Annotated in this window: 23 protein-coding genes and 1 pseudogene; 10 read left to right on the forward strand and 14 right to left on the reverse strand. The window is 33.9% G+C overall.

Annotated elements, in window-relative coordinates:
• Positions 1 to 40: 40 nt before the first annotated feature.
• The gene (locus K350_RS0113205; protein WP_028980313.1) at positions 41 to 433 is read right to left on the reverse strand and encodes a cupin domain-containing protein; all 393 of its coding nucleotides are present in this window, start codon (positions 431 to 433) and stop codon (positions 41 to 43) included.
• A gap of 271 nt (positions 434 to 704) precedes the next feature.
• On the opposite strand from K350_RS0113205, the gene K350_RS0113210 reads away from it, so the two are divergent.
• The 3 genes from K350_RS0113210 to K350_RS28685 are packed head-to-tail and all read left to right on the forward strand — an operon-like array spanning position 705 to position 2,157.
• Positions 705 to 1,244 (forward strand): RNA polymerase sigma factor, encoded by a 540-nt coding sequence (locus tag K350_RS0113210; protein WP_028980314.1) that lies wholly within the window; start codon positions 705 to 707, stop codon positions 1,242 to 1,244.
• On the forward strand, positions 1,225 to 1,497 hold the full coding sequence (locus K350_RS0113215; RefSeq protein WP_028980315.1) for a hypothetical protein: 273 nt from the start codon (positions 1,225 to 1,227) through the stop codon (positions 1,495 to 1,497). Before K350_RS0113210 ends, K350_RS0113215 begins: the two co-directional genes overlap by 20 nt.
• 9 nt (positions 1,498 to 1,506) lie before the next feature.
• Positions 1,507 to 2,157 carry a ClpP family protease gene (locus tag K350_RS28685; RefSeq protein ID WP_037575548.1) on the forward strand — a complete coding sequence of 217 codons (651 nt, stop codon included), beginning with the start codon at positions 1,507 to 1,509 and terminating at the stop codon, positions 2,155 to 2,157.
• 110 nt (positions 2,158 to 2,267) lie between these two features.
• Here the strand turns inward: K350_RS28685 and K350_RS0113225 are convergent, their stop codons facing one another.
• Positions 2,268 to 2,450, reverse strand: coding sequence for a hypothetical protein (locus K350_RS0113225; protein WP_028980316.1), 183 nt, complete (start codon positions 2,448 to 2,450; stop codon positions 2,268 to 2,270).
• 254 nt (positions 2,451 to 2,704) lie between these two features.
• Positions 2,705 to 3,640: a ClpXP adapter SpxH family protein gene (locus K350_RS0113230; RefSeq protein WP_028980317.1), complete on the reverse strand. Its 936-nt coding sequence runs from the start codon at positions 3,638 to 3,640 to the stop codon at positions 2,705 to 2,707.
• Positions 3,641 to 4,049: 409 nt separating this feature from the next.
• Between K350_RS0113230 and K350_RS0113235 the strand changes: the two genes are divergently transcribed.
• The 3 genes from K350_RS0113235 (at position 4,050) to K350_RS0113250 (ending at position 8,726) form a co-directional block, all read left to right on the forward strand.
• Positions 4,050 to 4,412: a winged helix-turn-helix transcriptional regulator gene (locus K350_RS0113235; protein WP_028980318.1), complete on the forward strand. Its 363-nt coding sequence runs from the start codon at positions 4,050 to 4,052 to the stop codon at positions 4,410 to 4,412.
• A 400-nt stretch (positions 4,413 to 4,812) separates the two neighbouring features.
• The gene (locus K350_RS0113240; protein ID WP_081670996.1) at positions 4,813 to 7,434 is read left to right on the forward strand and encodes a DUF7619 domain-containing protein; all 2,622 of its coding nucleotides are present in this window, start codon (positions 4,813 to 4,815) and stop codon (positions 7,432 to 7,434) included.
• 353 nt (positions 7,435 to 7,787) lie between these two features.
• Positions 7,788 to 8,726, forward strand: coding sequence for a prolyl oligopeptidase family serine peptidase (locus tag K350_RS0113250; protein ID WP_162144169.1), 939 nt, complete (start codon positions 7,788 to 7,790; stop codon positions 8,724 to 8,726).
• Between the two features lie 19 nt (positions 8,727 to 8,745).
• Here K350_RS0113250 and K350_RS0113255 read toward each other — a convergent pair whose 3' ends face one another.
• From K350_RS0113255 to K350_RS0113275, 5 genes are all read right to left on the reverse strand, one after another.
• Positions 8,746 to 9,270 carry a DinB family protein gene (locus K350_RS0113255; RefSeq protein WP_028980321.1) on the reverse strand — a complete coding sequence of 175 codons (525 nt, stop codon included), beginning with the start codon at positions 9,268 to 9,270 and terminating at the stop codon, positions 8,746 to 8,748.
• Positions 9,271 to 9,274: 4 nt separating this feature from the next.
• Positions 9,275 to 9,862, reverse strand: coding sequence for a DUF1572 domain-containing protein (locus tag K350_RS0113260; protein WP_028980322.1), 588 nt, complete (start codon positions 9,860 to 9,862; stop codon positions 9,275 to 9,277).
• A 137-nt stretch (positions 9,863 to 9,999) separates the two neighbouring features.
• On the reverse strand, positions 10,000 to 10,710 hold the full coding sequence (locus tag K350_RS0113265) for a helix-turn-helix domain-containing protein (protein ID WP_162144170.1): 711 nt from the start codon (positions 10,708 to 10,710) through the stop codon (positions 10,000 to 10,002).
• 352 nt (positions 10,711 to 11,062) lie between these two features.
• Complete coding sequence (locus tag K350_RS0113270; protein ID WP_028980324.1) at positions 11,063 to 11,548, reverse strand: DUF6252 domain-containing protein; 486 nt, start codon at positions 11,546 to 11,548, stop codon at positions 11,063 to 11,065.
• 105 nt (positions 11,549 to 11,653) lie between these two features.
• Complete coding sequence (locus K350_RS0113275) at positions 11,654 to 12,097, reverse strand: hypothetical protein (RefSeq protein WP_028980325.1); 444 nt, start codon at positions 12,095 to 12,097, stop codon at positions 11,654 to 11,656.
• 402 nt (positions 12,098 to 12,499) lie between these two features.
• Here K350_RS0113275 and K350_RS0113280 point away from each other — a divergent pair, with 402 nt between their 5' ends.
• Together K350_RS0113280 and K350_RS0113285 are read left to right on the forward strand one after the other, a co-directional pair.
• On the forward strand, positions 12,500 to 13,744 hold the full coding sequence (locus K350_RS0113280) for a hypothetical protein (protein ID WP_028980326.1): 1,245 nt from the start codon (positions 12,500 to 12,502) through the stop codon (positions 13,742 to 13,744).
• Positions 13,745 to 13,798: 54 nt separating this feature from the next.
• The gene (locus K350_RS0113285; protein ID WP_028980327.1) at positions 13,799 to 14,434 is read left to right on the forward strand and encodes a porin family protein; all 636 of its coding nucleotides are present in this window, start codon (positions 13,799 to 13,801) and stop codon (positions 14,432 to 14,434) included.
• Positions 14,435 to 14,649: 215 nt separating this feature from the next.
• Here K350_RS0113285 and K350_RS31175 read toward each other — a convergent pair whose 3' ends face one another.
• The 4 genes and pseudogenes from K350_RS31175 to K350_RS32725 form a co-directional block, all read right to left on the reverse strand.
• Positions 14,650 to 15,195 (reverse strand): collagen-like triple helix repeat-containing protein, encoded by a 546-nt coding sequence (locus tag K350_RS31175; protein WP_156027036.1) that lies wholly within the window; start codon positions 15,193 to 15,195, stop codon positions 14,650 to 14,652.
• A gap of 181 nt (positions 15,196 to 15,376) precedes the next feature.
• A complete protein-coding gene (locus tag K350_RS0113295) occupies positions 15,377 to 16,024 on the reverse strand; it encodes a hypothetical protein (protein ID WP_211236743.1) in 648 nt (215 codons plus the stop codon).
• 23 nt (positions 16,025 to 16,047) lie between these two features.
• Positions 16,048 to 18,288, reverse strand: coding sequence for a TonB-dependent receptor (locus K350_RS0113300; RefSeq protein ID WP_028980330.1), 2,241 nt, complete (start codon positions 18,286 to 18,288; stop codon positions 16,048 to 16,050).
• 143 nt (positions 18,289 to 18,431) lie between these two features.
• Positions 18,432 to 19,648 (reverse strand): annotated as a pseudogene (locus K350_RS32725) (family 8 glycosyl hydrolase).
• Positions 19,649 to 19,848: 200 nt separating this feature from the next.
• On the opposite strand from K350_RS32725, the gene K350_RS0113310 reads away from it, so the two are divergent.
• Both K350_RS0113310 and K350_RS0113315 read left to right on the forward strand, forming a co-directional pair.
• Positions 19,849 to 20,439 (forward strand): Crp/Fnr family transcriptional regulator, encoded by a 591-nt coding sequence (locus K350_RS0113310; RefSeq protein ID WP_028980331.1) that lies wholly within the window; start codon positions 19,849 to 19,851, stop codon positions 20,437 to 20,439.
• A 73-nt stretch (positions 20,440 to 20,512) separates the two neighbouring features.
• Complete coding sequence (locus tag K350_RS0113315) at positions 20,513 to 21,142, forward strand: hypothetical protein (RefSeq protein ID WP_028980332.1); 630 nt, start codon at positions 20,513 to 20,515, stop codon at positions 21,140 to 21,142.
• Between the two features lie 174 nt (positions 21,143 to 21,316).
• Here the strand turns inward: K350_RS0113315 and K350_RS0113320 are convergent, their stop codons facing one another.
• Both K350_RS0113320 and K350_RS0113325 read right to left on the reverse strand, forming a co-directional pair.
• Positions 21,317 to 21,706: a hypothetical protein gene (locus K350_RS0113320; protein ID WP_028980333.1), complete on the reverse strand. Its 390-nt coding sequence runs from the start codon at positions 21,704 to 21,706 to the stop codon at positions 21,317 to 21,319.
• 143 nt (positions 21,707 to 21,849) lie between these two features.
• The gene (locus K350_RS0113325; protein ID WP_028980334.1) at positions 21,850 to 22,749 is read right to left on the reverse strand and encodes a DUF6268 family outer membrane beta-barrel protein; all 900 of its coding nucleotides are present in this window, start codon (positions 22,747 to 22,749) and stop codon (positions 21,850 to 21,852) included.
• Positions 22,750 to 22,754 lie beyond the last annotated feature (5 nt).

Below are 22,754 nucleotides of genomic sequence, written 5' to 3' on the forward strand. Positions count from 1 at the left end.
TCCCCCCTCTTCATTTACATCTCAATCCTGAATAAGCACTTTAATCTTTATCATTCACAAAATAACGATCTTCTTCGCTGTGGCTCAATGGAGCTGTTGCAATTATTCTCAGGGTCTCATTTGACAGGTTTTTAAACTTATGCACTTGGTGAGGATATATCGTAAAGCAATCCCCCTTATGCACTTTATCTTCACTTTCCCATATTACCCCATCTTGATCTTTTGTCCCTAAGAACACTACCCCTTCTCCGTTAAGAATAAAATAGGTTTCGATGTCTTCCTTGTGGTAGTGAGCATGAATAAACTCCCCCTTCTGAAGCTCCACTGCAAATACAGACATCTTTTCATCCCCTGTTAAAAGAGCAAGCTCTACTCCTAAATCTTCATCTTTAGAGATGTCATTTAACTTATTATCTATGTTTGAAATATTCATTTGTTTCTACCTTTAATAGTAGAACTTACACCTGATCTCAAAAGTTTTATGAACTAATAGCTATCTGGGAATCAATGGTAGTTATATGACGCAGGAAAAACAATCTATCAGATGTAACTATTCTGAAATCAAGAATAAACTTTCACTTAAAAATCATTTCCGAACGTTATTTGGAGGTAACATTTTATCTATTGAAAATTTATTAAAAAAATAATTTTATATCTGGTGATATTCTAGTCGTACATTGCACTTATATAATAAAATCAAAACTATGTCAGAAATATCAATTTTAAAGGATTTCCAGAAAAGGCAGATGCTTTTTATGGAACTTTATAAGAAGGCCTTTCCGGCAGTTGCAAGGTATATAAGCAGAAAAGGAGGCAATTATGAAGAGGCTAAAGACATATTCCAGGATGCATTGGTCATTTATTATGAAAAACTTATTTCAAAGTCTTTTTCACCTATAAATAATGAAAAGGCCTATATCCTGGGAATTGCCAAACATCTATGGATCAGAAAACTTGGAAGCAACGTGATCAATGACACAATTGAAAGTGCTGAATCAGAAGCTGTATTTGCCGAAGAGCACCTTCGTACTGACAAACTTATTTATTTGCTGGAAACAGCAGGAAAAAAATGTATGGATATACTCAGAGCTTTTTACTATGAGAAGGCTTCTATAACTGAAATAGCTCAGCAGTTCGGTTATTCAGGAACAAGATCTGCCACTGTGCAGAAATATAAATGTATTGAAAAAATAAGGGAAACTGTAAAAGAAAAATCATTGGCATATGAGGACTTCATTGAATGAAATCAGAGAGATAGAAGAATATCTTTTAAAATATTCGGCACCTGAATCCAGACTTGTGTTCGAAGCCCAAATGGTGCTGCAACCAGAGCTGGGGCAAAAAGCCATAGAACAGAAACAGATTTACAATCTGTTAAGAAAATACAGTCGTAAACAATTAAAAACTGAAATTGAAGCAGTGCATGAAAAACTGTTTACAACTCCTGAAAATAAAAGCTTCCGACATAAAATTCTGAGTTTATTTACTAAATCCTAAATCACAATTATGACAATCAATGCAAACGTAATTCCAATGGTCATTGATAGCAATAGCCACGGAGAAAGAGCATATGACATATACAGCCTTTTATTAAAAGAGCGCATTATATTTCTTGGCACCGCTATTGATGATCAGGTCGCCAATCTTATTGTTGCACAGTTGCTCTATCTTAACAGTATAAATCAGCACGAACAGATCAACATGTATATCAATAGTCCTGGAGGAAGTGTGTATGCAGGATTAGCCATTCATGATGCAATGAAAATGATTTCAGCTCCGGTTTCTACCGTTAGCGTAGGCTTCTCAGGAAGCATGGCAACAGCATTGCTCACTTCCGGAAGCAAAGGAAAAAGATTCGCTCTTCCACATGCCACGATTCACATGCATCCTACAAGTGGCGGAGGAAAAGGTTATACGGAAGATGTCAGGATCTCCACACGTGAACAGGAACGAATTCAGGCACAGTTATTCCATATCATTGGAAACAACACTGGTCATAGCTGGCAGGAAACAGAAAATTTCTTTTTGAGAGATAAGTACCTCAATGCCCTGGAAGCGAAATCTTACGGCCTGGTCGATGAAGTTTTGGGAGATACCAGTGATCTTGTTATGCTTAACACAAATGCCCAGGAGGTTCTGTTATATCACCAATCATAGAGCACCTTTAATTACCTATAGCTTTTCAGATCATCCTTTTAAACCGGATAAGTACAATGCTTATCTGGTTTTTCTTATCCTATGAAAAAGAACTACAAGATTGATTTGCTCTAAAAAAACAATTGCTTTAAAATGATCTCATTCAGAGACTTTGTAACATCCTTTTGATCCTTATGCTGGTCAGATCTACCAGTACACTCATATTTAGATTCCGTTTCGGAACCTGCAATAGGCTTAAAATCTTCATCTTGAACACTTTTCCCGCATTGGGATAGCTTTAATACATTTGTCATCAGATTAAACAGTTTTGATTGTTATGGATAATCATCAATCGGTTTAACTCCTGTTAATGATTCTTCCCTTGATTTAAATTTGTAGACGGATATGTGACAGAAATATTTTAAGGAAAAAATATTTTTTCAAAAAAAATAAAAATATCTCTACTTTAAATGCCCTCCCTCATTAATGGGAAGATCAATCCAGATACTGTTCATTAATGAGGAAGGGTAAATTGATTAATTTAATAGATTCATTAGAGAGGGCACTGCTATTCCATCTTGACGGAGTTTTTCAACTTCCATATTGATCCATTTTTTGTAGTCAGTTTTTCCAGGATATTTTTGGCTGAAAGATCATTTAGATACTTTTCGCTTTCACTTCTTGGCATACCCGATAATTCTGAAAATTCTTTTGCAGTAAGTGAATTGTATTTAGCAAAAAGAGTATCCGAGTTTTTGTTGTATTCACATTTAGCAGCTGATGGGTTGAGCTTAAGAACTGATGTTTCATAGAATGCATAAGGCTTTGAACCATATACAGTTTCTTTATTACCCTCTTTATCAATAAAAAACATAGTGGGAAACCCTCTGACGCCAAATTGCTTGGCGAGCTTAAGATCTTCCTCAAATAGTGTTTTTGCTATTCCATCAAAATCTATTTTCAGTTGTGAAGTATTTAGTCCTACTTTTTTAGCAGCTGATTCAAGATGTTCCCACTTGGTAATGTTCTTTTTCTGTAAAAAAACCATTTCACGAATCTCTCTTAAAAATAAGACCGCAATGTCTGGATCCTGCTGTTGCGCAGCCTTAAAAGCAATTGATGGCGGATAAGAAGATGGTAAAGGATCTTCCAGCCAAACATCTCCATCAATGGGCATATCATAATGAACGCTCACTTCATCCCAATGATGAGCCACATCAGAAGGTTTGCTTATACCTCCACTGTTATAACTCCAATCAGGTAGCAATCCGCCCATCCTGTATTCAATTTCTAGACTGTTACCATATTCGAGTTTCAGCTTCCGCAATTGAGGCTCTATGCCCCAGCATGAAGAACATATGGGATCAGTAAAGTAAACTAATTTAACAGGCTTGATAATTTTCTGCACTTTGATTTTTGTATTATCTGCACTATCAGGAATTCCGCAAATTCCTTCCACAGGATCGCATATGAGGGGATTTTCGCTGGTTGTCTTATTTTTCATCTTCTTATTGTTTTTTTGTCCCTGACAGCTTGTAATGATTGCTGCTGCAAGAATTAATAAATATATTATAAAACTTTTAACCATTATCGTAAATTATCGGGTAATTAACGCGCTTGCAATGATTGAATCAAAAAAATTTGTAAAATCTGAATAGGATAGAAGCTAAAGCTACACCGCCCACATCCAACAGACCTCCAACATGTTACACCAATAAAAACGCACATTATCAGCAATTCCATGAAATTTATTTTTGATCCTTATTATCATTTTTCAATTCATCACAAAAATACTATACGCATAGTTTACAAGTGATATCAGTTTCCAATTGGTAACTACTTTACAATTGGGAACTATTTGATTTTTTAGTAACTTTCTATAGATATAATTTGCAATACAATAAGTTAATACCATGAAGAAGCAACAAACATTTAATAATACTGCTATATGCAAAACAAGGATAACAGCGATTAAAGACACTATGGATATATTATCTGGCAAATGGAAGTTTCACATCCTTGGCACCTTAATGCAGGGCGGTAAAATGCGCTTTATGGATTTATTGCGGGAAGTTGATGGTATAGCGGCAAAGATGCTGTCTAAAGAGCTGCAGGATATGGAAATGAATAAATTGGTAAGCAGAACTATTCTCAACACCAAACCTATCACTGTAGAATATGAAGTCACTGAATATGGTAGAACTTTGGAACGTATCATTGACGAAATCGCCATTTGGGGAATTGAATACAGGAAAGCACTATATGATAAGAAATAGGTGGATTATAATAGCTATCTCTACACTTAACAGAAGCAGGAGAATCAATACTATATTTTAGATAGCTTTGGACAAAAGACAAAATTTTTAGGATCCCGGAAGGATGGATAATAGATCAAAACAAAAAATAGTCTTAAATCATCGTGACCAGTTATTGACTTTTATCGGTAGAATAAATTTTTATTTTTTTTATAAAAATTTGATTACCTTCCCTTTACAATTAGTATTCAGATTATAATTTTGGGCAATTACATTTTTGAATTCACTTTTAGTATTGAATAAATACATTTAACCTAATATTTGATTTTAATTTTATTTATTAAATATTACATATTTCAAGTTTTATAGAAGCAGTACAACGTCTTTTTTATTTTAAACATTTTTAACCTAAATCACAACTATGAAAAAAATTCTATGCTTTTTAATGTCCCTGGTTCCTTTCTGGGTAAATGCCCAAATGAATACCTGGGAGAACTTTAATTTTTATCAAGTAAATCATCCTTTCAAAAAAAATGATACTATTCCCGTTATTCCGGTAAAAGATTGGAATGGAAATACCTGGATGATATACAACAAGGCCCTTCTAAAAATAAATGGAACAGATACTACAAAATTCTACAATTTCCCATCCGATCCAGTAAACTATTATAGCTATGGACTTAATACTTTAGGGGATAAGGTATCTTTTCTTTATTATAACTATGCAAATGTAGGAGGCACATACAAATACCTTAATTACCTGGGCTTTTATAATGGTAATGAATTAAAATTCATTCCTGAGTCTGATATGGGATCGGCAGCAACAGCTAACTCATTTTCCACAATAAAGCAAACCACGAAATACATCTGGCTATTAAAGAATGATAGGCTGATAAGGTTTGATAAAGCTAATTCATTTAAAGTTTATGAATCAGCTGACATTCCTTTTGCTGGTGCTAAACTTGATCCATCCTTGTATCAACCGGATGCAGAACATATTATCTTCAGAGGAAGAGGCCAGGATTATGTATTCGATGATCAAAAAGAAAATTGGGAAGCATTGGTCGCAGATGATTTTATAAAAAATCAGTTATTCTCTGATTCAACAAAAAATTTATATATAGCTGGAAAAAACAAGGTATACCAATATGTAAATAACACTTTAACTGCTTTCCCCATTCCTGACTCTACAGTTCTTGGAACATCCGGAACTGTCCAGGAATTGAAAGCCGGAGTGGCTCTATATAATTTCTCAAAAGGTTTTGTTCTGATTGCCAATGGCCAGGTCTTTATTCAGAAATTCTCAGATTACTCCAACAGTCCTAATCCATACTATTTCAATTATAAATATAACTTAAAATCATTTTTTCTGGACAACGGAATCCTGATACTAAGTTTTAATAACAGAGAGGAAAATCTGTTCTTTAGCTTTGCAAATAATGAAGTAAAACTTGAGGACAAAAAACCTGTTAATTATACTTCATTTTTTTACAAATCTAAGTCAGGAGATAAATACTACTATGAAACTAAATTTGACCAAAGCCGTTTGCCTACTCCAAATACATTAACAATAATAAAAAATGGATTGGACAGTACAACTCTTACGCTTCCGGAAAAAGTTAATTATGTAATGGATGTTGCTGCTGACAATGATTTTATCTATATAAACAATGAGCAGGCTCCTCAATCTGATTATAGAATCATAAGAATGAAAAGAGAGCAGTATTTTGTAAAAGGTAATCTCTTTTATGATAATAATAAAAATGGAATAAAAGACCTTGGAGAAGTTGGTGTAAGCAAATACCCTTTGTTGATAATGCCTTCAGGAATTACTGTTTTCGCTGATCGCAATGGTAATTATGCTTTTGCAGGTGTACCAGGTGAAAAATACGTACTTGAGATTCCTGCTGATTCTTTGTTTGAATATGTATCTAAACCATTACCATATACCTTTATTAATGCGGAAAAAAATGCGATTGGTATTACTCTTTTAAATCCTGTAGCAGATGTACGCACCAACTTTTATATTCCTTGGCCTCGTTGTGGCAGCACTGGAAATGCCACTTTGAGAATTGAGAACGCTGCTTACGAAACAATAGAAAAGGTTAAATTAACTTTAATCGCAGATCCTCTCACAGAGATCCAATCTGAGAGCGCTGAAGAAAAGGATAATGATACCCTCGTATTTGAAGTTAATAACCTAAGTCCTTTAAATACCCAATCAATCGCTTACAATGTTAAATTCCCCGGAGAAACATATGTTGGAACAAAGCTCAATTTCAAACTTCTTACAGAAGTTTACTCTAAAGGATCAATTGTAAAATATGTTGAAGACAGCTTAACAACCATTGTTCGTTGCTCTTTTGACCCTAATGATAAATCTGTCACTCCTGCAGGAGAGGGTGAGCGTAACCTTACTTTAAAGCATATAACACTGGATTATCTGATACGTTTCGAAAATACAGGAAATGATACAGCATATACAGTAACAGTTCATGACACTTTGGATACCAACCTTGATCCTTCTACCCTTTTGGTACTTGGTTCCTCTCATAAAGTAATCACCAATATTTCTAATGATGGAAAGGTTTCTTTTCACTTTGAAAACATTATGCTGCCTGACAGCACGACCAATAAAGAAGAGGCACAAGGTTTTATAAGATTTTCTATAAGTCCTCGTAAAGATCTTGCGGATGAAACTGTAATAAAAAACAAAGCGGGTATCGTATTTGACAATAATACTCCTGTCATTACCAATGAAGTATTTAATACTTTAGTCACAAGGCTTCCTATTATCGCTTCCATAGATAGTAAAACAGAGCTTTCCCGACTGATCTATCCAAACCCTGCGAGTACATTTGTCAAGATAAATAATTCTCCGAAAACAAGTGTTGAGGTTTATGATTTTACAGGAAAGAAAATACTAGAGACTTCAGCTTCTGAGATAAATACCGCTGACTGGAAAAATGGGCTATATATTTTCAGATTATCAGATTCTAATGGTAAACTAATAGGTACTGAAAAAGTATTGATTAATGAATAGAAAATGAGATTGAGAGAATACAATCTCCTATAATAATGATTGAATACCCCAAAAACCTTCTGAGTATTTCAGAAGGTTTTTTTTACCTTATAAAGGTAGAATTAACAATACCATTGAAATTAATCGATAAAGTGTCAATTTTAAATTTAAATACTATTTTACCTCTCTTTCACTTTCATAGATGCAGATTTTACCTTATAATTATTACCTTTATTCTATAATATTGAATGCATCCAATCAACCACAATCCAATAATAAGCTTTTGCCTATAAAGTCATATGAATAGAAACCTTCTTATTATAATAATCTTGGTTCTGCTATCTACAATAATATCTTGTAATAAAGCCCCTTACTTGTCTGATGACGAAAAAAATGCTTTATTTTCTGCCCCTTCAGCTATTGAACTAGATAAGATTTATAATGGATGGAAAAACAGAGATCTGACGCCAACGGATTATAACACCATTCAGGAAAATGAAATACTGAACGGTTCATTTAAACTTAAAATGATTTCGTTTAAAGTAAACGGTATTAAGGAATATGGGGCACTTCTCATTCCTAAAACCGACAGCCTTATTCCTGTAAGAATGTATATAGGAGGATTCGGATTGAATGTTACAACCAATTCAGTGAATCTGATTTTAGACAATTCGAGCAAGAGCAATCCATTTATTCTGGCCATTCCTGCCTTAAGAGGACAATCATTAGAGGTTAAAATTAATGGAACGCTTTACACAACTCCAAATTCTGCAGGCGATCATTGCGATGCTTTTGATGGAGCCACAGACGATGTACTCGCCTATTTAAACCTGATCCAGCAGACAGAAACATTAGCAGATGTAAACAGAACTTCTGTAAGAGGCGGGAGTCGTGGCTGTACAGTAGCACTTCTGGCGGGCATCAGGGATAAAAGGATAAAAAGAGTAGTAGGAGTTGCAGGTCCAACCAATATGCTGGAGCTGACATCAGCTAATGAAAATGACCCTACTTACCAATGTCAGTTTTTAAGTTCTTACAAAAATAATCAGACAGGTCTTGAAGCAACTAGAAACAGAATGATTGCTTCATCTCCGCTTTACTTTGCAGATCATTTACCTCTTACTCAACTGCACATGGGATTACAAGATAAAATTGTACCAATAAGTCAGGGCTATGATCTTCAACAAAAAATAATTGATACAGGGAGAAGTTCATTATTTCAATTATTCACCTACGATAAAACACATACCGATATTGCAACTAACAATCTGGACCTTTCTGAAAGAATTGAAACGTTTCTTGAAGCTTTATGAAACCTGTTAATAAACTAACTTAAGTATTTAAAATTTTCAGAAATGCTGCAAATGATCCCACATTATCTTTATTCTGTTTGGCAATAATCCTTGTTACCTGAGCGATATGACTCATATCATGAGTAACCCAGGTAGAGACTAGTTCCCGCAAATACACTTCTCCTAATGTTGGATGAATACCCGTTTTATTAAAGTCTGATTCCTTAAGGTTTAAGTTCTTTAAGTCATCAATTCCATCTATTCTGAGCTGATTAAAATCTTTAAGTAACTTTTCTAATGAAGTGTTTTCTGCAAGCTTAAAATGAGCATGCATATCAATAGGGACAAATGTCTTTTTCAGACCATCAGATAAAATGATTTTTATTCTGACCATCCAGTTTGTTTGTTCGCAAATAACAAGATGAGCTACAATCTCTTTTACATTCCATGTATTTCCTACTTCCTTGGCTAATATCCACTCTTCACTGAGATCACTTAATAATGCAGAAAGAACCGCCGGAGTTCTTCCAAGTATTTCCAATGATCTGGCCAAAGAGAATTCCATAGTATTAGTTTTGATTGTTTTCGTTATTGTTCTTATTATTTAAATATTCATCTGTAAAATGTACCTTATGCTTTTCTTGGGAAAATTTCTGAGCGTTATAATCCTTTGAGTTCCCTTTTGGAATAGATAATGAATGCCATTCCTGAGCACACATTTTACCTATAAAAACAATTTGTCCAATATGATAAGGATAATGAGCAAGCTGCCTGTTAATAGCCTCCAGAACCGTATGCCCCTGATTGCGGATATAAATAATTTTAATTAAATCACTTTCACTTAAACTATTCAAAGTATCAAGAAAAACTTGCCAGCCTTCATTCCATCGATCCAGCATTTCTTGTTTTGATGTAAAATTATTTTCAAATTCTCCATCACGATCTCTCCACTCCTTTTCACCATCAGTTGTAAGGAAATCGGTCCAACGACTTAACATATTTCCGGATAAGTGCTTTACAATGATGGCAATGCTATTGCTTTCCACATTATACTGCCAGAAGAGTTGTTCATCCTCCAGCTGGGAAAATGTTTTTTCCCCAAGCATCTTATAATACTCAAATTGTTTAATTACACTTTCGAGGTATCCGTTATTCATTTTATCTTTCTTGATTTAAAATATTCGGCTTATAGCTCAAATCAGCTTATTTCATTACTCTTGATCGTTAAAACAAAAGAATAAAAGATCATGATAAAGTTTGTTATGCTGAAAGTTCAAATAGTTGTTTTAGCAGTTCATTTATCTTGAAATTGTCTGGGAGAAACACCGAAAAACTTTTTGAATTCACTGCTAAAAGCTGACAAGGTTTCATAGCCAAGTTCTGCGTAAATGTCTGATGGTCTATTTTTCAGAGAAAGTAAAAATTCCGCTTTTTTCATCTTCAGTCCTGTAAAATATTTCTGAGGAGACATTTTATAAACTTCAGCAAAGTGTCTTTTAAAAGTGGACATACTCATATTGCAAAGAAATGCGAGTTCTTCAATAGTTAATCCATTATCAATATTTGATTCAATAACCTGCTTTAGTTTTATGTCCCTATGATCCATTAATGCCTGTGAAACCAAGCATTGGAAAGCATCTGTGTATTTAGCACATAGATATCCTAAAAGCTCCTGAATCTTTAGTTCATCAATTGCTGAATTATGTTCCTTTCGCAGAAGATAAAGAGAGTGGCAATAATTACTTAAAAAATCATCTCTGGAAATCTTTAGTACCGGATTGTCAGAAGTTTTTTGGATAAATGCGCTTGCCTGTTTTGCACAAAAATCAATAAGTGTTTTGTTTCCGAAAAATATCAGGATAGCTTCATATGCATTGTTTTCTGCTACAGCCTCTGACATTAATACACTTCCTCCTGTCAATAGCAAAACTTCACTATTGTTGATACTGGTTTTTCCTTTTGGCGTAAATACTTGTTTAATTCCCTTCTGTAGAAGGCATATCATATTTTTAGTAAAAAAAACCTGATTATTAACCGATGATTTGTTATTGGAATAAAAATAAATAAGAGAGTCGTTTAAATCAATGCCAAAATCATCAGGCAGAGTATAATGATTGATATTCAACATTTATAGTATTCAGAATTTGGGTTAATTAAAAATAGCAAAACTCCCCAATAATTCAATATTCACAAGTTGATTGCGGTATTGATTTTCAACTTCATGGAATGATATAAAGTATTTTAGGTAAGCAATAGGCCAAGAAAACTAAAAAGAAATAATCTTTCTTTTATTACTGACCACAGAACAACCGAGACAAATGACATCCAAAAAGAAAATGGACTTCATCAGTAGGCGATTACTGGAGAGAGTAGTACAGACCTATCTTATTAAAAGAACCCGATACTATAACCGACCTGCTGCCATTTTCCTCAAACAATTTGCCTTCAAATGAACCGGTAAGCAAATAGCTTTTATAATCCATGTCTTTAATAATAATTTTACTCAGATTAGATCCTGATGAAACATACTTCACACCTTCTGAATCATAGTAAACAATAGATGATACCGAGTTAAGATTGCAGATATACGTTCCTGGAATTGTATCATTTGTTGTAAGTAAAAATCTTTGAGGATAATATGTAGAAGATGAAATTTTAATTTCCTTATTTTTTTTGATTATTATACTATTCGCGGTATCCTTAATTTCTTTATTTTCAATATTTGCTAAAAATGTTCCTAATTTTTGCTCTATAGGCTTGGGATCATCTTTATGATTACAACTCACTAAAATAATAAAAGAAGCTAAAAGTAAAAGAGATAACTTTAAAAGTGATTTTTTCATAGAGATTATAGTATTATTCCCCCTAAACGTAATTATTACAAAATATTGTGTTAGTTAAATTTATACTAACAGTATAAAATATGCATTGCAAACATTTTCTCCAAATCAAAATCTTGTCCACCCCCACCATGTATAATGATAGTCTCGTTCAATAATGCTAAACTTTTGCCCACATCTTGTACATAGCGCGATATAAAAGTCAACATACCTCTCATCTATCAATTTTCTATCAATTATCTTTAAATACCCTTTAGCTTCTTCTTTATTAGGATCCATGCAATCATGTATACCAAATAAAGAGCAGGGACATCCCTTTTCACTTTTGTAAAATTCTATCGTTCTGATAGCACCATGAACAAATCTCATATTAGATGCAAAGGCTCCTCCCATTTCCAGCCCTTTAGTCATTTCCTTAATTTTTGTAAGAAAAGGAATTAAAGGTTTAATTCTGTCAGGTTCTTGTCCTAAACTTATTATTTCACAAGCTGAACTCCACACTTTTTGTGAATCTCCTGATGTAATTTCATTGATAATCTTTTCGGTTGTCATCCTTGATTAATTTTTTGGTTATCCTTATAACATCCATACTGAGTAAAGGCCTTAACTTAATCTTACATTAAAATCTCTATCTCTCTAAATAATTGATTTATTTAATCTGAAAAAATTCCAAACCAGTAAAATAACTTAGTAAATTAGTAAAATAAAGCGAGGCTAAATTTAAGGGTACATATCGAATAAAATCTGATAATCAACACTTAATTAATCAAAACAGATATTGAGGTTACAAATATTTTGAAAGTTTTAAAATAAAAGTATCAGGTATACGACTATGGATTAGAAGTATAAATTTTTCACATTAAATTCAAATAACCAGTTTAAAATAAAACGTTGAGGTTAAGTTGTCAGAAATAGTATGACACATGAATATAAAGCAACATAATAACCACCAGATTGAAAAAGCTAAAAGATTTCATTAAATGCATAAAGAAGGAAAAAGATCACTTCAAAACAAGAAGAACTCCTTCTCTGTTGGGCATTTCCATTTTTGATTCTATTGATTATGTGCCTGTCGAAGAATGGAATAAGATTGTACCTCAAAGTAAAGGTTTAATGCGTCATCCTTATCTTACAGCAATCGAAAACTCATCAAAAGAGAAAGAACAAAGCAGGTACGTCTTAATATATAAAGATAAGAAACCTGTTGCTGCTGCCATATTTCATATAGTAGTTATTACCGGTGAAGATTATCGGTGCTCAGACAATGGAAAGCTTAATCTGGAAAAATTCACCACCCCTCTCAAGCATAAGGCAAAACTACGCATGCTTGTTTGCGGACATACACATATAAGTGGTAATCATGGATTCATTTATTCTCCAGACATAACTTTTAAAGAGGCCTTTCATGCATTAGCGGATGCTTGCTATCAGATTAGGCGTTCTGAGAAACTGAGAGGTAAAATTAATCTTCAATTGATCAAAGACTTCTATGAGGACGAATTTACCACCTCAGCTTATCTAAATGTCTTTAAGTACCGTCAGTTTAAAGTCGATCCTAACATGATTTTAAAAATAAGGCCTGAATGGAAGTCCTTTGACGACTATCTTAATGCAATGAATAAGAAGTACAGAAAGAAGGCCTTAACTACTGTTAAGAAGGGAGCAGAACTTAAGAGAAAAAGCTTGACTGCAGAAGAGATACAATCCAACTTTGATAAAATTCAAATGCTTTATTCAAATGTTGCAGATAAAGCAAAAGTACGTATCAATCATTTTGACGTATCTTATTTACTTCAATTGAAACTGAATTTAAAAGAAGAGTTTGAATTGGTTGCCTATTTTCTTAATGAAGAAATTGTTGCCTTCAATACATATATTTATTGGGGGGATAAATGTGAAGCACATGTAGTCGGAATGGATTATGATCTGAATAATCAGTACTGCATATATCCGAACATCTTGTATGACTATGTAAAAGCTACAATTGAAAAGAAGAAAAACATACTGATTCTGGGAAGGACTGCGATGGAAATGAAAAGTAATATTGGCGCAGAGCCTTCTGAAATGTGCTGCTACGTCCGCCATTCAGGGCCCTTGTTTAACAGAGCATTAAAACCTGTTTTTCATTATATAAAACAAACAGAATGGACACAAAGAAGTCCGTTCAAAGAAGGTGAAGCTGCAGATAGTGATAACTGAAAATAGTACTTCCTTAAAAATTAACACGTAACAATTAACACTTATAAATAAATAATGAGGATTAAACTTTTATTTTTCGCTTTAACAATTCTTCATACAAATTTCATTTTTGCCCAAACTAAAAAATTCCAAATTGGTCTTGAAGGTGGACCTGGCCTTGCCTCTATTGATGGAAAAGATAGATTTAAAAATAATCATAGTACAAAGGTTGGATATGCAGTGGCCCTTACTCTTCAATATGATATTTCGAAAATCCTTTCAATAAGAACAGGAGTTGGATTTGAGAGAAAAGGATACAAAATGAGTTTAAATAATCCCCTAATTGATGTGGATGCAGGAGAGATCCGCTTTCATTATGATTACTTGACTGCCCCATTACTTGCAAGGATTATACTAGGCAATAAAATTAAATTTTTCACCAATGCTGGTCCCTACTTTGCATATTTACTTAATCTTAGTGACGACCGTAATTTAATTAAGTATTCTCCTGAAAGCTGGAAGCAGTATTATAAGAGATTTGACTGGGGTATCACTGCAGGAATAGGTGGAGCAGTACCTGTTAAAGACAACTTATTATTAACATTGGAGGCTAGATACAACTTTGGATTGATTAACTCTAGTAAATATTTACAATTCAAAACTTATAACAACTTCGCAATTCTTTTAGCGGGTGTCGCTTATAAGCTATGAATAAATAAAAGAGAAAGAGATATTTAATCATAAAATAATATCAAAATACCTTATAGAGCTAGAAGTTACAAGTATAAAGCGGTAAGTTATAAAGGGTATGAGATCACTGCACTTACATATCTTGGGAAGTATTGAATGTTTTTAATTAATAATGGTAATAATGAAAAAGGACTGTCTAAAACAGTCCTTTTTTATTATTGATGCGGGCAAATCATTTAATCCTTAATTTGTAAAATTTCTTTTACTTCATCATAATCATCCCAATTGATAGATTGTCTTGCCGCTATTCCACCCGGAATGATTACATACCTGTACTGCAAAACTTTTTTCTTGTCTTTATTTTCATAAGTCCCTACGTTATAATTGGAAGATAACTGGAGCCCGCCATTGAAGGCAACATATTGAATCTTCACAGTGTCTAATCCAACATATGGCAGAGGGGCAACAGTCGGATCATCAGGGGTACTTAAATTTACATACATTTTTATCTCCCCTTGAGACAGTATTTCCGGAGTAAGTTTTGGTACATCTATTTCAGAAAAATAAGATTTTCCCTCATTATCAAATGAAAAGGGTAAATCCAGCCAATCTGAATAAATTACATTGGCTGTACCTGCCTCTCCTTTAGGACCGGCTGGACCTGAAGGGCCAGCAGAACCTGTTGCTCCTGTCGGGCCCACCGGACCTTCTTTTTTACAAGAAGAAGTAATAAACACCATTGCTAACAACAGGACCGAAAAACAGGAAAATATTTGTTTCATAAGTAAGTAAAAGTTTATTGTACATTTTTATTATACTTTAATATTACAAAACTAAATTTTAATTTTCTAATGCTCAAGTAATGATCAATGACTGTTAATTCTTTATAGATTAAGGAAACGCCTTCTATTTATTTTATAGACTAAGGGTCAATCTTCCTTATACTTTCCACTTAAAACTTGATCAGTTGCACTGCGCCAGCAATTCTTCAGCACTATTCTTTCCCCAACTTGGATATAGAGGTTTAGGCTGCTCTTTGCTATAAAGTTCTACTGCCTTTTGTAAAACAGGCTTTGCCTTATCTTTTCCACCTCCAAATTGTGTTGGAGTATAGAAAATGGAACTTCCTTTAAGAAAATTCAGTCTCGGGTTTTCCGGATCCATTGCTAATCCTTTTTTCAATGCAGTCGAAGCATCAACTCCATAATTTACCCACCGTGTGCTGGGATCGATCATCATTTGTTGTGTTGCTATCATGTTGCGTAATCCATAAATTTCAACATTATCCTCAATTTTAGAAGCCTTGTCAATTAAGGCCTTTACCTTAACAGAATTTTCATCAGCATTGATAGCCTTATCATTCCATGCTGGCGTTATCAAAGCCAATGCAGCATAATAATAAGGAAGCCATGAAGTTTTCTCCGCATCCCCTATTCGCTCAAAAGAGTTTGAAATAGCAATATATTCAGCAGTTGTCTTTGCTGAATCTAATGCTTTAAGGTTCTTTTGCATTGCCTTGACAAATTTATCATCCTGAGCATTAGAAATCAAAGAGAAAAAACATAACAGAAAAAAAGTTAATAAGCTGGTGATTCTAATTTTTTCTTTCATAATTAATATTAAGGTTATAAGTATTATAGATTATTATTGATTGCATCCTGTGTTCTGTCCACTCCCCAGCTCAGAAAAACTCCTATAAAAAAGAATCGCCTGGCTGTAGGTGTCACTGCTTGCTTGACAGAACCATTGTAAGAGTAATTATAGCCATAAACCTGATCGGAGCCTAGAAGATTGGAAACACTGGCAAATATCACCCAAAACGTTTTAGCATCCTGCTTTCCCAAAGAAGGTATATAACTAAGGCTAAGTCCTACATTATGAAAATCTTTAGCCCTTCCCTGATCCTTTATTTCAAAAGAATTCTGGTCGTTCAGGTGAAAATAATAATACGGTCGGCCTGTTGAATATGTATATGTCAGGTTAATCCCACCTTTGTATTTAGGGAAAAATTTCTTGGTAACAATGGAAGCATTATGAGTAGCTGCAAAGTTAGGCTGAATTCTTTTCGGATAATTAAGGAACTCCCGCTTTGTATCCAGGTAAGAATAACTGACCCAGTAATCCAAATTTTTAACAGAAACTTTGTTGTCTCTGCAGAAGAACTCTATTCCATTCGCATAGCCATCTCCTGCGTTATTATAAGTAGAGAAATAAAGATCTTTGGGTATAGTTTTAACAAGATTATTATATTGTTTATAAAATACCTCTGTTCTCAAAATCCTGCCTTTTAGATTTTGCTGAAAATAGGCAATATAGTGTGTCGCTTTAGTGTACCCTAATTGAGGAGAAGCTATCAGTTGTTGATTTTCCGGCTTCTGATAAAATATCCCGTAAGAAACACATAACACGGAATTGGCACTTGTTTTATAGGATAACGACATGCGTGGTGCAATATTCACCTGATCGATAATGGTACTATATTCTGACCTACAACCTGCCTGAGCTGTAAGTCTGTTTGAAATATGAATATCTGTTTCTGCAAATAGTGCAGTGAAATGATCATTAAGATTTCCGGGATACTCATAAGTAGCTGTATAAATCGATCTCTGAATATTGTACCAGTATTCTCCTCCAAACCGGAACACTGCACTACTTGACAATCTTTTATCCAAAACCAGTTTTATCTGACTAAGATCCTGTCTGGACTTTAGGTTGAAAGTCTTATTCATCAGAAAATAACTGTTAGGAAATTCCCGGGGTACATTATTAGAATCCTGCAACTCCTGATACATGTGATCCCTGTTGGTACTATAGCTTAAGCCAAGAATAAACTTCCAACCATTTCCTAAATTTTCTCTCCAGCTCAGGTTTGAATACCAATTAAGGTTGTGAATATTCAATGCATCTTTAAAAAAAATACTGTCGATATCCGGTCTGCTTAATCCTCCATCTCCTATGCCTAGAGCGCTATAGAATTTAACAATTCCTTTTTTTGTTTTTATTCTGAAATTAAAATCGCTGTTATGTCCATTAGGAACTTTAAAATAATCCGGTTTTTGTTTTACAAGGTAAAAATACAGTCCAAGGTTTACATAGTTATATGAAACTCCCCATGAAGACTTTTCATTTTTTGCTAATTGCTGAATAGCTCCACCCCATACTAAAGGAGAAACTGAAGCATCGATATGAGACTTTTCAGGCAAATCAATGGATTCAAGAATAAGCGCTGATGACAATGCCTGACCATATTGTGCAGAATAACCTCCTGTACTAAATACCGTTCCCTTAAAGAGAAATGGAGAAAACCTTCCTCTGGCCCCGATATCAGGCGCAGTAGCAAAATAAGGGTTGTTCACTAGCGTACCATCTATAAATTGTTTGGTTTCTGTTCCCGTCCCACCTCTTACAAACAAACCTTCTCTTTCCCCGACCTGCTGTGTGCCCGGCAAGGTTTTCATTACTGAAGAAATATCTGCACCAGCTCCTCCCACTGTCGCAACATCAAGGGAATTAAGTAATGTTACAGATTTACTTTTATCATCAGCATCAAACTTTCTTGCAGTAATTGTTATTTCATTCAGCTCTTCATTCAGCATAATATGTTTTATGATGGGACTCGAAGAAATAAAAATTGAATCTTCAGTATAAAGATAGCCTGTAGCAGAAACTGACAGAACGAACTTGCCTTTCTCTGTGGTTATAAATGAATAGAATCCTAATGAATCAGATGTAGCGCCGTCATAGGTATCTTTCAGAGATATGTTTGCACCAGAAACAGGCTTTCCGTCAAATCTTTTTACAGAACCACTGATCTTTACCTGTCCATTAGCGGCAAGGGATAAAAATAGCAGTATCAATTGAAGTAATCGTTTCAAAATAAGTTAATTAAAGCGTATAAATATACACAATTACTTAAATGAAACATTATTTTTCATTGGTATTGGGAAATAAGAAAATTGGGAATGAAATTATAATTAAATAAAATATAGTTAAAAGACAAAAAAGGAGTAGCAAACCTCTAAGGCGCCCACCAGTTGCCTGAGATGTACAAAAGACACAAAAGGTTATATGTATCTTCGAAATAACTTTCCTTCATATCTTTAATAACATTCCACCCTTCGTTTAGGAAAGCCTGGTTTTCCCTATCTGAAGTTGCTGCAGCTACAATAGGTGCTATGAATACGGAGGTTTCATAATTGTTACCTGGCAGATCATTACCATTTAAAGTATATCCTGCTTTAATATTAGCAGGATTGTTATTACTTTTTAATTTAGCCCATTTAACAATACCAGCGACAGCATTTTTACCTCTTATATCACCATTATGGGCATAATCCATAACAAATCTTAATGGTGTGCGGCAAGCGTTATAATAATAATTCCCATCATTGGGTCCTTCAAGAAAATCAGGACCTGCAGGCCTAACAGGTTTTCCTGTTACAAAATCAGGCATAAAATATGTCGAAGCTGAATAGTTAGTCTGTAATGTTGTAATCATTTCATAGGTTGCAATTGAAACGCTATCCCAAACAATATCTTTTGTGATTTTTTTAAATACTTTGAAATGACCCAACATCCAATCTGAAGGGCGGCTATCTGTAGATGCTTCGTTTTTCCAGTCACCAAGATTAAGACGATAGTCATTTGTTATGTAACTTTTCCTGATGCCTTTGTTGATTATTCTTTTAGCTTCTTCCAGATAATTTATGTTTCCTGAGGAACCCCATTGTTTATGAGCCAGAATCAATGAATAGGCATATCCAGATCCCCGTCGGTTGCAGAACCAAAATGCCCCTGCGCCATCTTATCGTCTGCTACAACCCATCCCATTAAATTTTCATTCCCAGAGCTTTTATATGATCTTACAGTCTTATACAAGCCATTAAATATTGTCTGAGCTTCATTATCATAACCAGCCATAAGTAAAACAATGATCATCCCATAGCCTTGTCCTTCTGATGAACCAAGCGGTGTAAAGCCATCCGGACTTCCGGTAATCTCTCCTTTCACGTAATAGCCTCCTGGCAAAGAAGCGAGGTCATTTTTGAGATACTTTCTTTTCCAGTAAATATAATAAGCTTTAACTGATTCATCCATGTCTTCCTGAGAGACATTCGAAGGTTTTATACAATTAGGATATGCAAGAGACTGTGGAAAGGGTTTTGTTTGCCCTGCAGCTTCAAATATGCTTATTGCAATAGCGCAAATCAGCATTATATACTTATTCAATAACATAGAAAAATTAATCTCATTCTGCTATCCAATCTAATAATATAAAAAGAAACAGGCAATATGTGATATCAGGCCCCCTTTCCTGTGTATTGTTATTATACTCATTACTAAAAGAATAAAAAAGTATTAATTCCATTAACACAGATACATTTTTACAAAATTCTTTGTAACATAGCACAATCAAAGCATTCCAGACAAGAGAAATGAGCGATTTCAAAAAATTAAAACAATGGCTTCAACAGGTTTCTTTTCTTACAGAAGAAGATTGTAAAACATTTGAACCTTACCTCATAAACAGGAAAGTAAAAGCGAAGGAAAACATACTTGTGCAAGGGCAGATATGTAAAGAGATAGGATTTATCAATTCAGGTGCTTTCAGAATTTTTTATTTATCTGAAGGAATAGAAATTAATACACACTTTTGTTTTGAAAATGATTTCGTCGTGGACTACGATAGCTTTTTGCAGGAAAAGTACAGTCGTCATTATATCCAGGCTCTTGAAGACAGCGAACTTACAACTTTTAATCTATCAGTATTACAAAAAGCCTATAACAGTTCACACAATTGGGAAAGATTTGGAAGGATCATGGCCGAGTCTTCTTATAAGATCATAAATGAGCGAGTAGAAAGTTTCCTTTTTATGAATGGAGAACAAAGGTACCTTCAACTGTTGAAAACAAATCCTCAGCTCTTTGATAGGGTTCCTTTATATCATATTGCTTCCTACCTCGGAATACAAAGGGAAAGCCTTAGCAGGTTGCGAAAAAAAATTACTGCGAAAGAGCGATTGTAACATTTGTCAATTTTTGTCCTGTTTATTTATCAGACTTTTAAGGTGTAATTAATTTCACCAAAAAAGTCATAAAATGAAACATCAACACTTTATCATCGTCCTTATCCTATTAACTCTATGGTCTTGCAGTTCCTCCAAAAAAGCCACTATTCCTCTAAGTGAAACGGTTCTTGCAGATGATACCTATACTATCATTTGGAATGGTGTGAGTCATGCATATAGATATGAAAATAAAACCTGGATAAGAGATGAGCAATACGACTATCAGTTTGATGTCATCCAAAAAAGATATGACAATCTCTGGAAGTCCATTAAATCGCTGCACCGGATACATCCTGAATATGATGGTAAAGCTGGAGACAGGGACCAGACAATGTATTTTGAATTAGCGTATAATAGTCTTAATGATAGTAATAAAGTAATATCCACGATTATATCCACTCTTGGTGATGGAACAGGTCTTTGTGATCCTGAATTCCGAAACAGTCAGCTTATCATGTATGTTAAAGAGCCAAGTTCCTTCCTTCCCTATAACAAATTCAGAATTACTCAGCATTATAACTATGAAGAAGGTTTATTAACAGAAACAGTAGAGTTGTTAAATGAGAAAGACGGAATAGAGACACCATTTATGAAAAATGAAGAAACAGCTTGGTTTTATATTAAGGGAAAACTGGATAAAGCTCCTACCATTTTCAGATAGAAAAAATAATATACAGGAAAAATATTATTCAAAACAAAAAAGCCACTTCAGAATATTTGTGAAATGGCTTTTTTGTGATCATATAAAGATTTCAACCATCTTTATTGCAGCATCAGAAGTTGTTTCGCAGGCAAAAAGCATTTAAAACTCCCTTCAAAAGTAAATCAAAATACTTCAAATAAAAAGATTCTTTAAATCCTGGATATCCAAAGGCTTTATGAATACAAGTTCAATATTCTGCTTGCCTATCTTATCATAACTCAAAGTGTATTCGACAATTGAAGTTAATAAAGCAATTCTTGTTTCATTTTCACGATAGTCAGAATGTTTTCTGATTCTATCAATTAACCCAAACCCCTTTTCCCTGTTATTTTGAATATCCACCAAAAGCAGCTCTGGGAATTTACCATTAATTAGACAATAAAGATTTAAACTTTCAATAGCATTTTCACTACTAACGAATCTGTATTCCGAGGCAATTTTGTAAGTTTTGAAAATTCCTTCTGCTATCCAATTATCAGTAACATTATCATCAATTACCATTATACATTTTGGAATTCCCATAGTTACCATATTTATTTAATTAATAAAAATGGTTGTTATAGAAACATCAATCAATACTATAAATAGACTATTTCATATACTTATTTTAGAGTATTTTAAAGCAAAAAGGATATAATCCTACTAAATCTCAACAATTAACAAACTCATTTTTGCTTATTTAAAGAAGGAGTATCTTGACGGAACCTAAGCGCCAGCCCCAGATTAAAAATGAAGCCGTCTTTGGTTTTATGTAAAATCGGGTGTCCTATTCTCTGACTATTTTTGTTATAAACTTCATATTTCCTGCAAAGAGAATGGCCAAACTCTCCATAAACAACAATATGTTTTCTAAAATAGAAGTTGGCAAAAAGCTTTAATTGCATTTGCCCCCAGAATTTATCGCCATTTCTTACATATGCATACTCTTCGCTATCGTGGAGCCTATAACTAGCCGTAAGACATTGATAAGAAATCCCGGAATAAAATTTTGAACTTGCCTTATACTCAATAATCATATAACCTGGCAAAACACCAAAAATATTTATCCTTGGTGAAGGTTTCCACTCCAATCCAAGTAAAGGCATAAAAAAGTTACCGAAAAATTCTTTGTTATAATAACTCCCAAATTTGAATTGCAGATCAGGACTTTTTACATATGTAAAAAGCAATAATCCCCCCTGTTGAAATGATCCTTGATTTATTCTTAATTGGTCTGAACTGATTTTGGGCAAAACAACAAAAAATGTTTTCCACCTGGCATTCTTCCAATACTTTAAATAGCCTAATTGAAGATTCAATGCATAAAGATCTTTGTTTCCATGAGAAGAACTAAACCTTAATTGATCAAATGTCCCACCCGCAAGTATTACATCTTTATTTTTTAAAGGAATGGGAATATTTAAATTCAAATAGTTCTCATTAACGCCAAGTTTATGATCATCATTGGTATATTGAACTGGAAGAAAGTTCTGATATTTCAAGTTAATTATATCAATATATGGCTGACTCAGGACATTTCCTGAATATATAAACAAAAAAAATAAAATATAGGTTGCTAACTTCATGACAC

The sequence above is a fragment of the Sporocytophaga myxococcoides DSM 11118 genome (assembly GCF_000426725.1).
Taxonomy (GTDB): domain Bacteria; phylum Bacteroidota; class Bacteroidia; order Cytophagales; family Cytophagaceae; genus Sporocytophaga; species Sporocytophaga myxococcoides.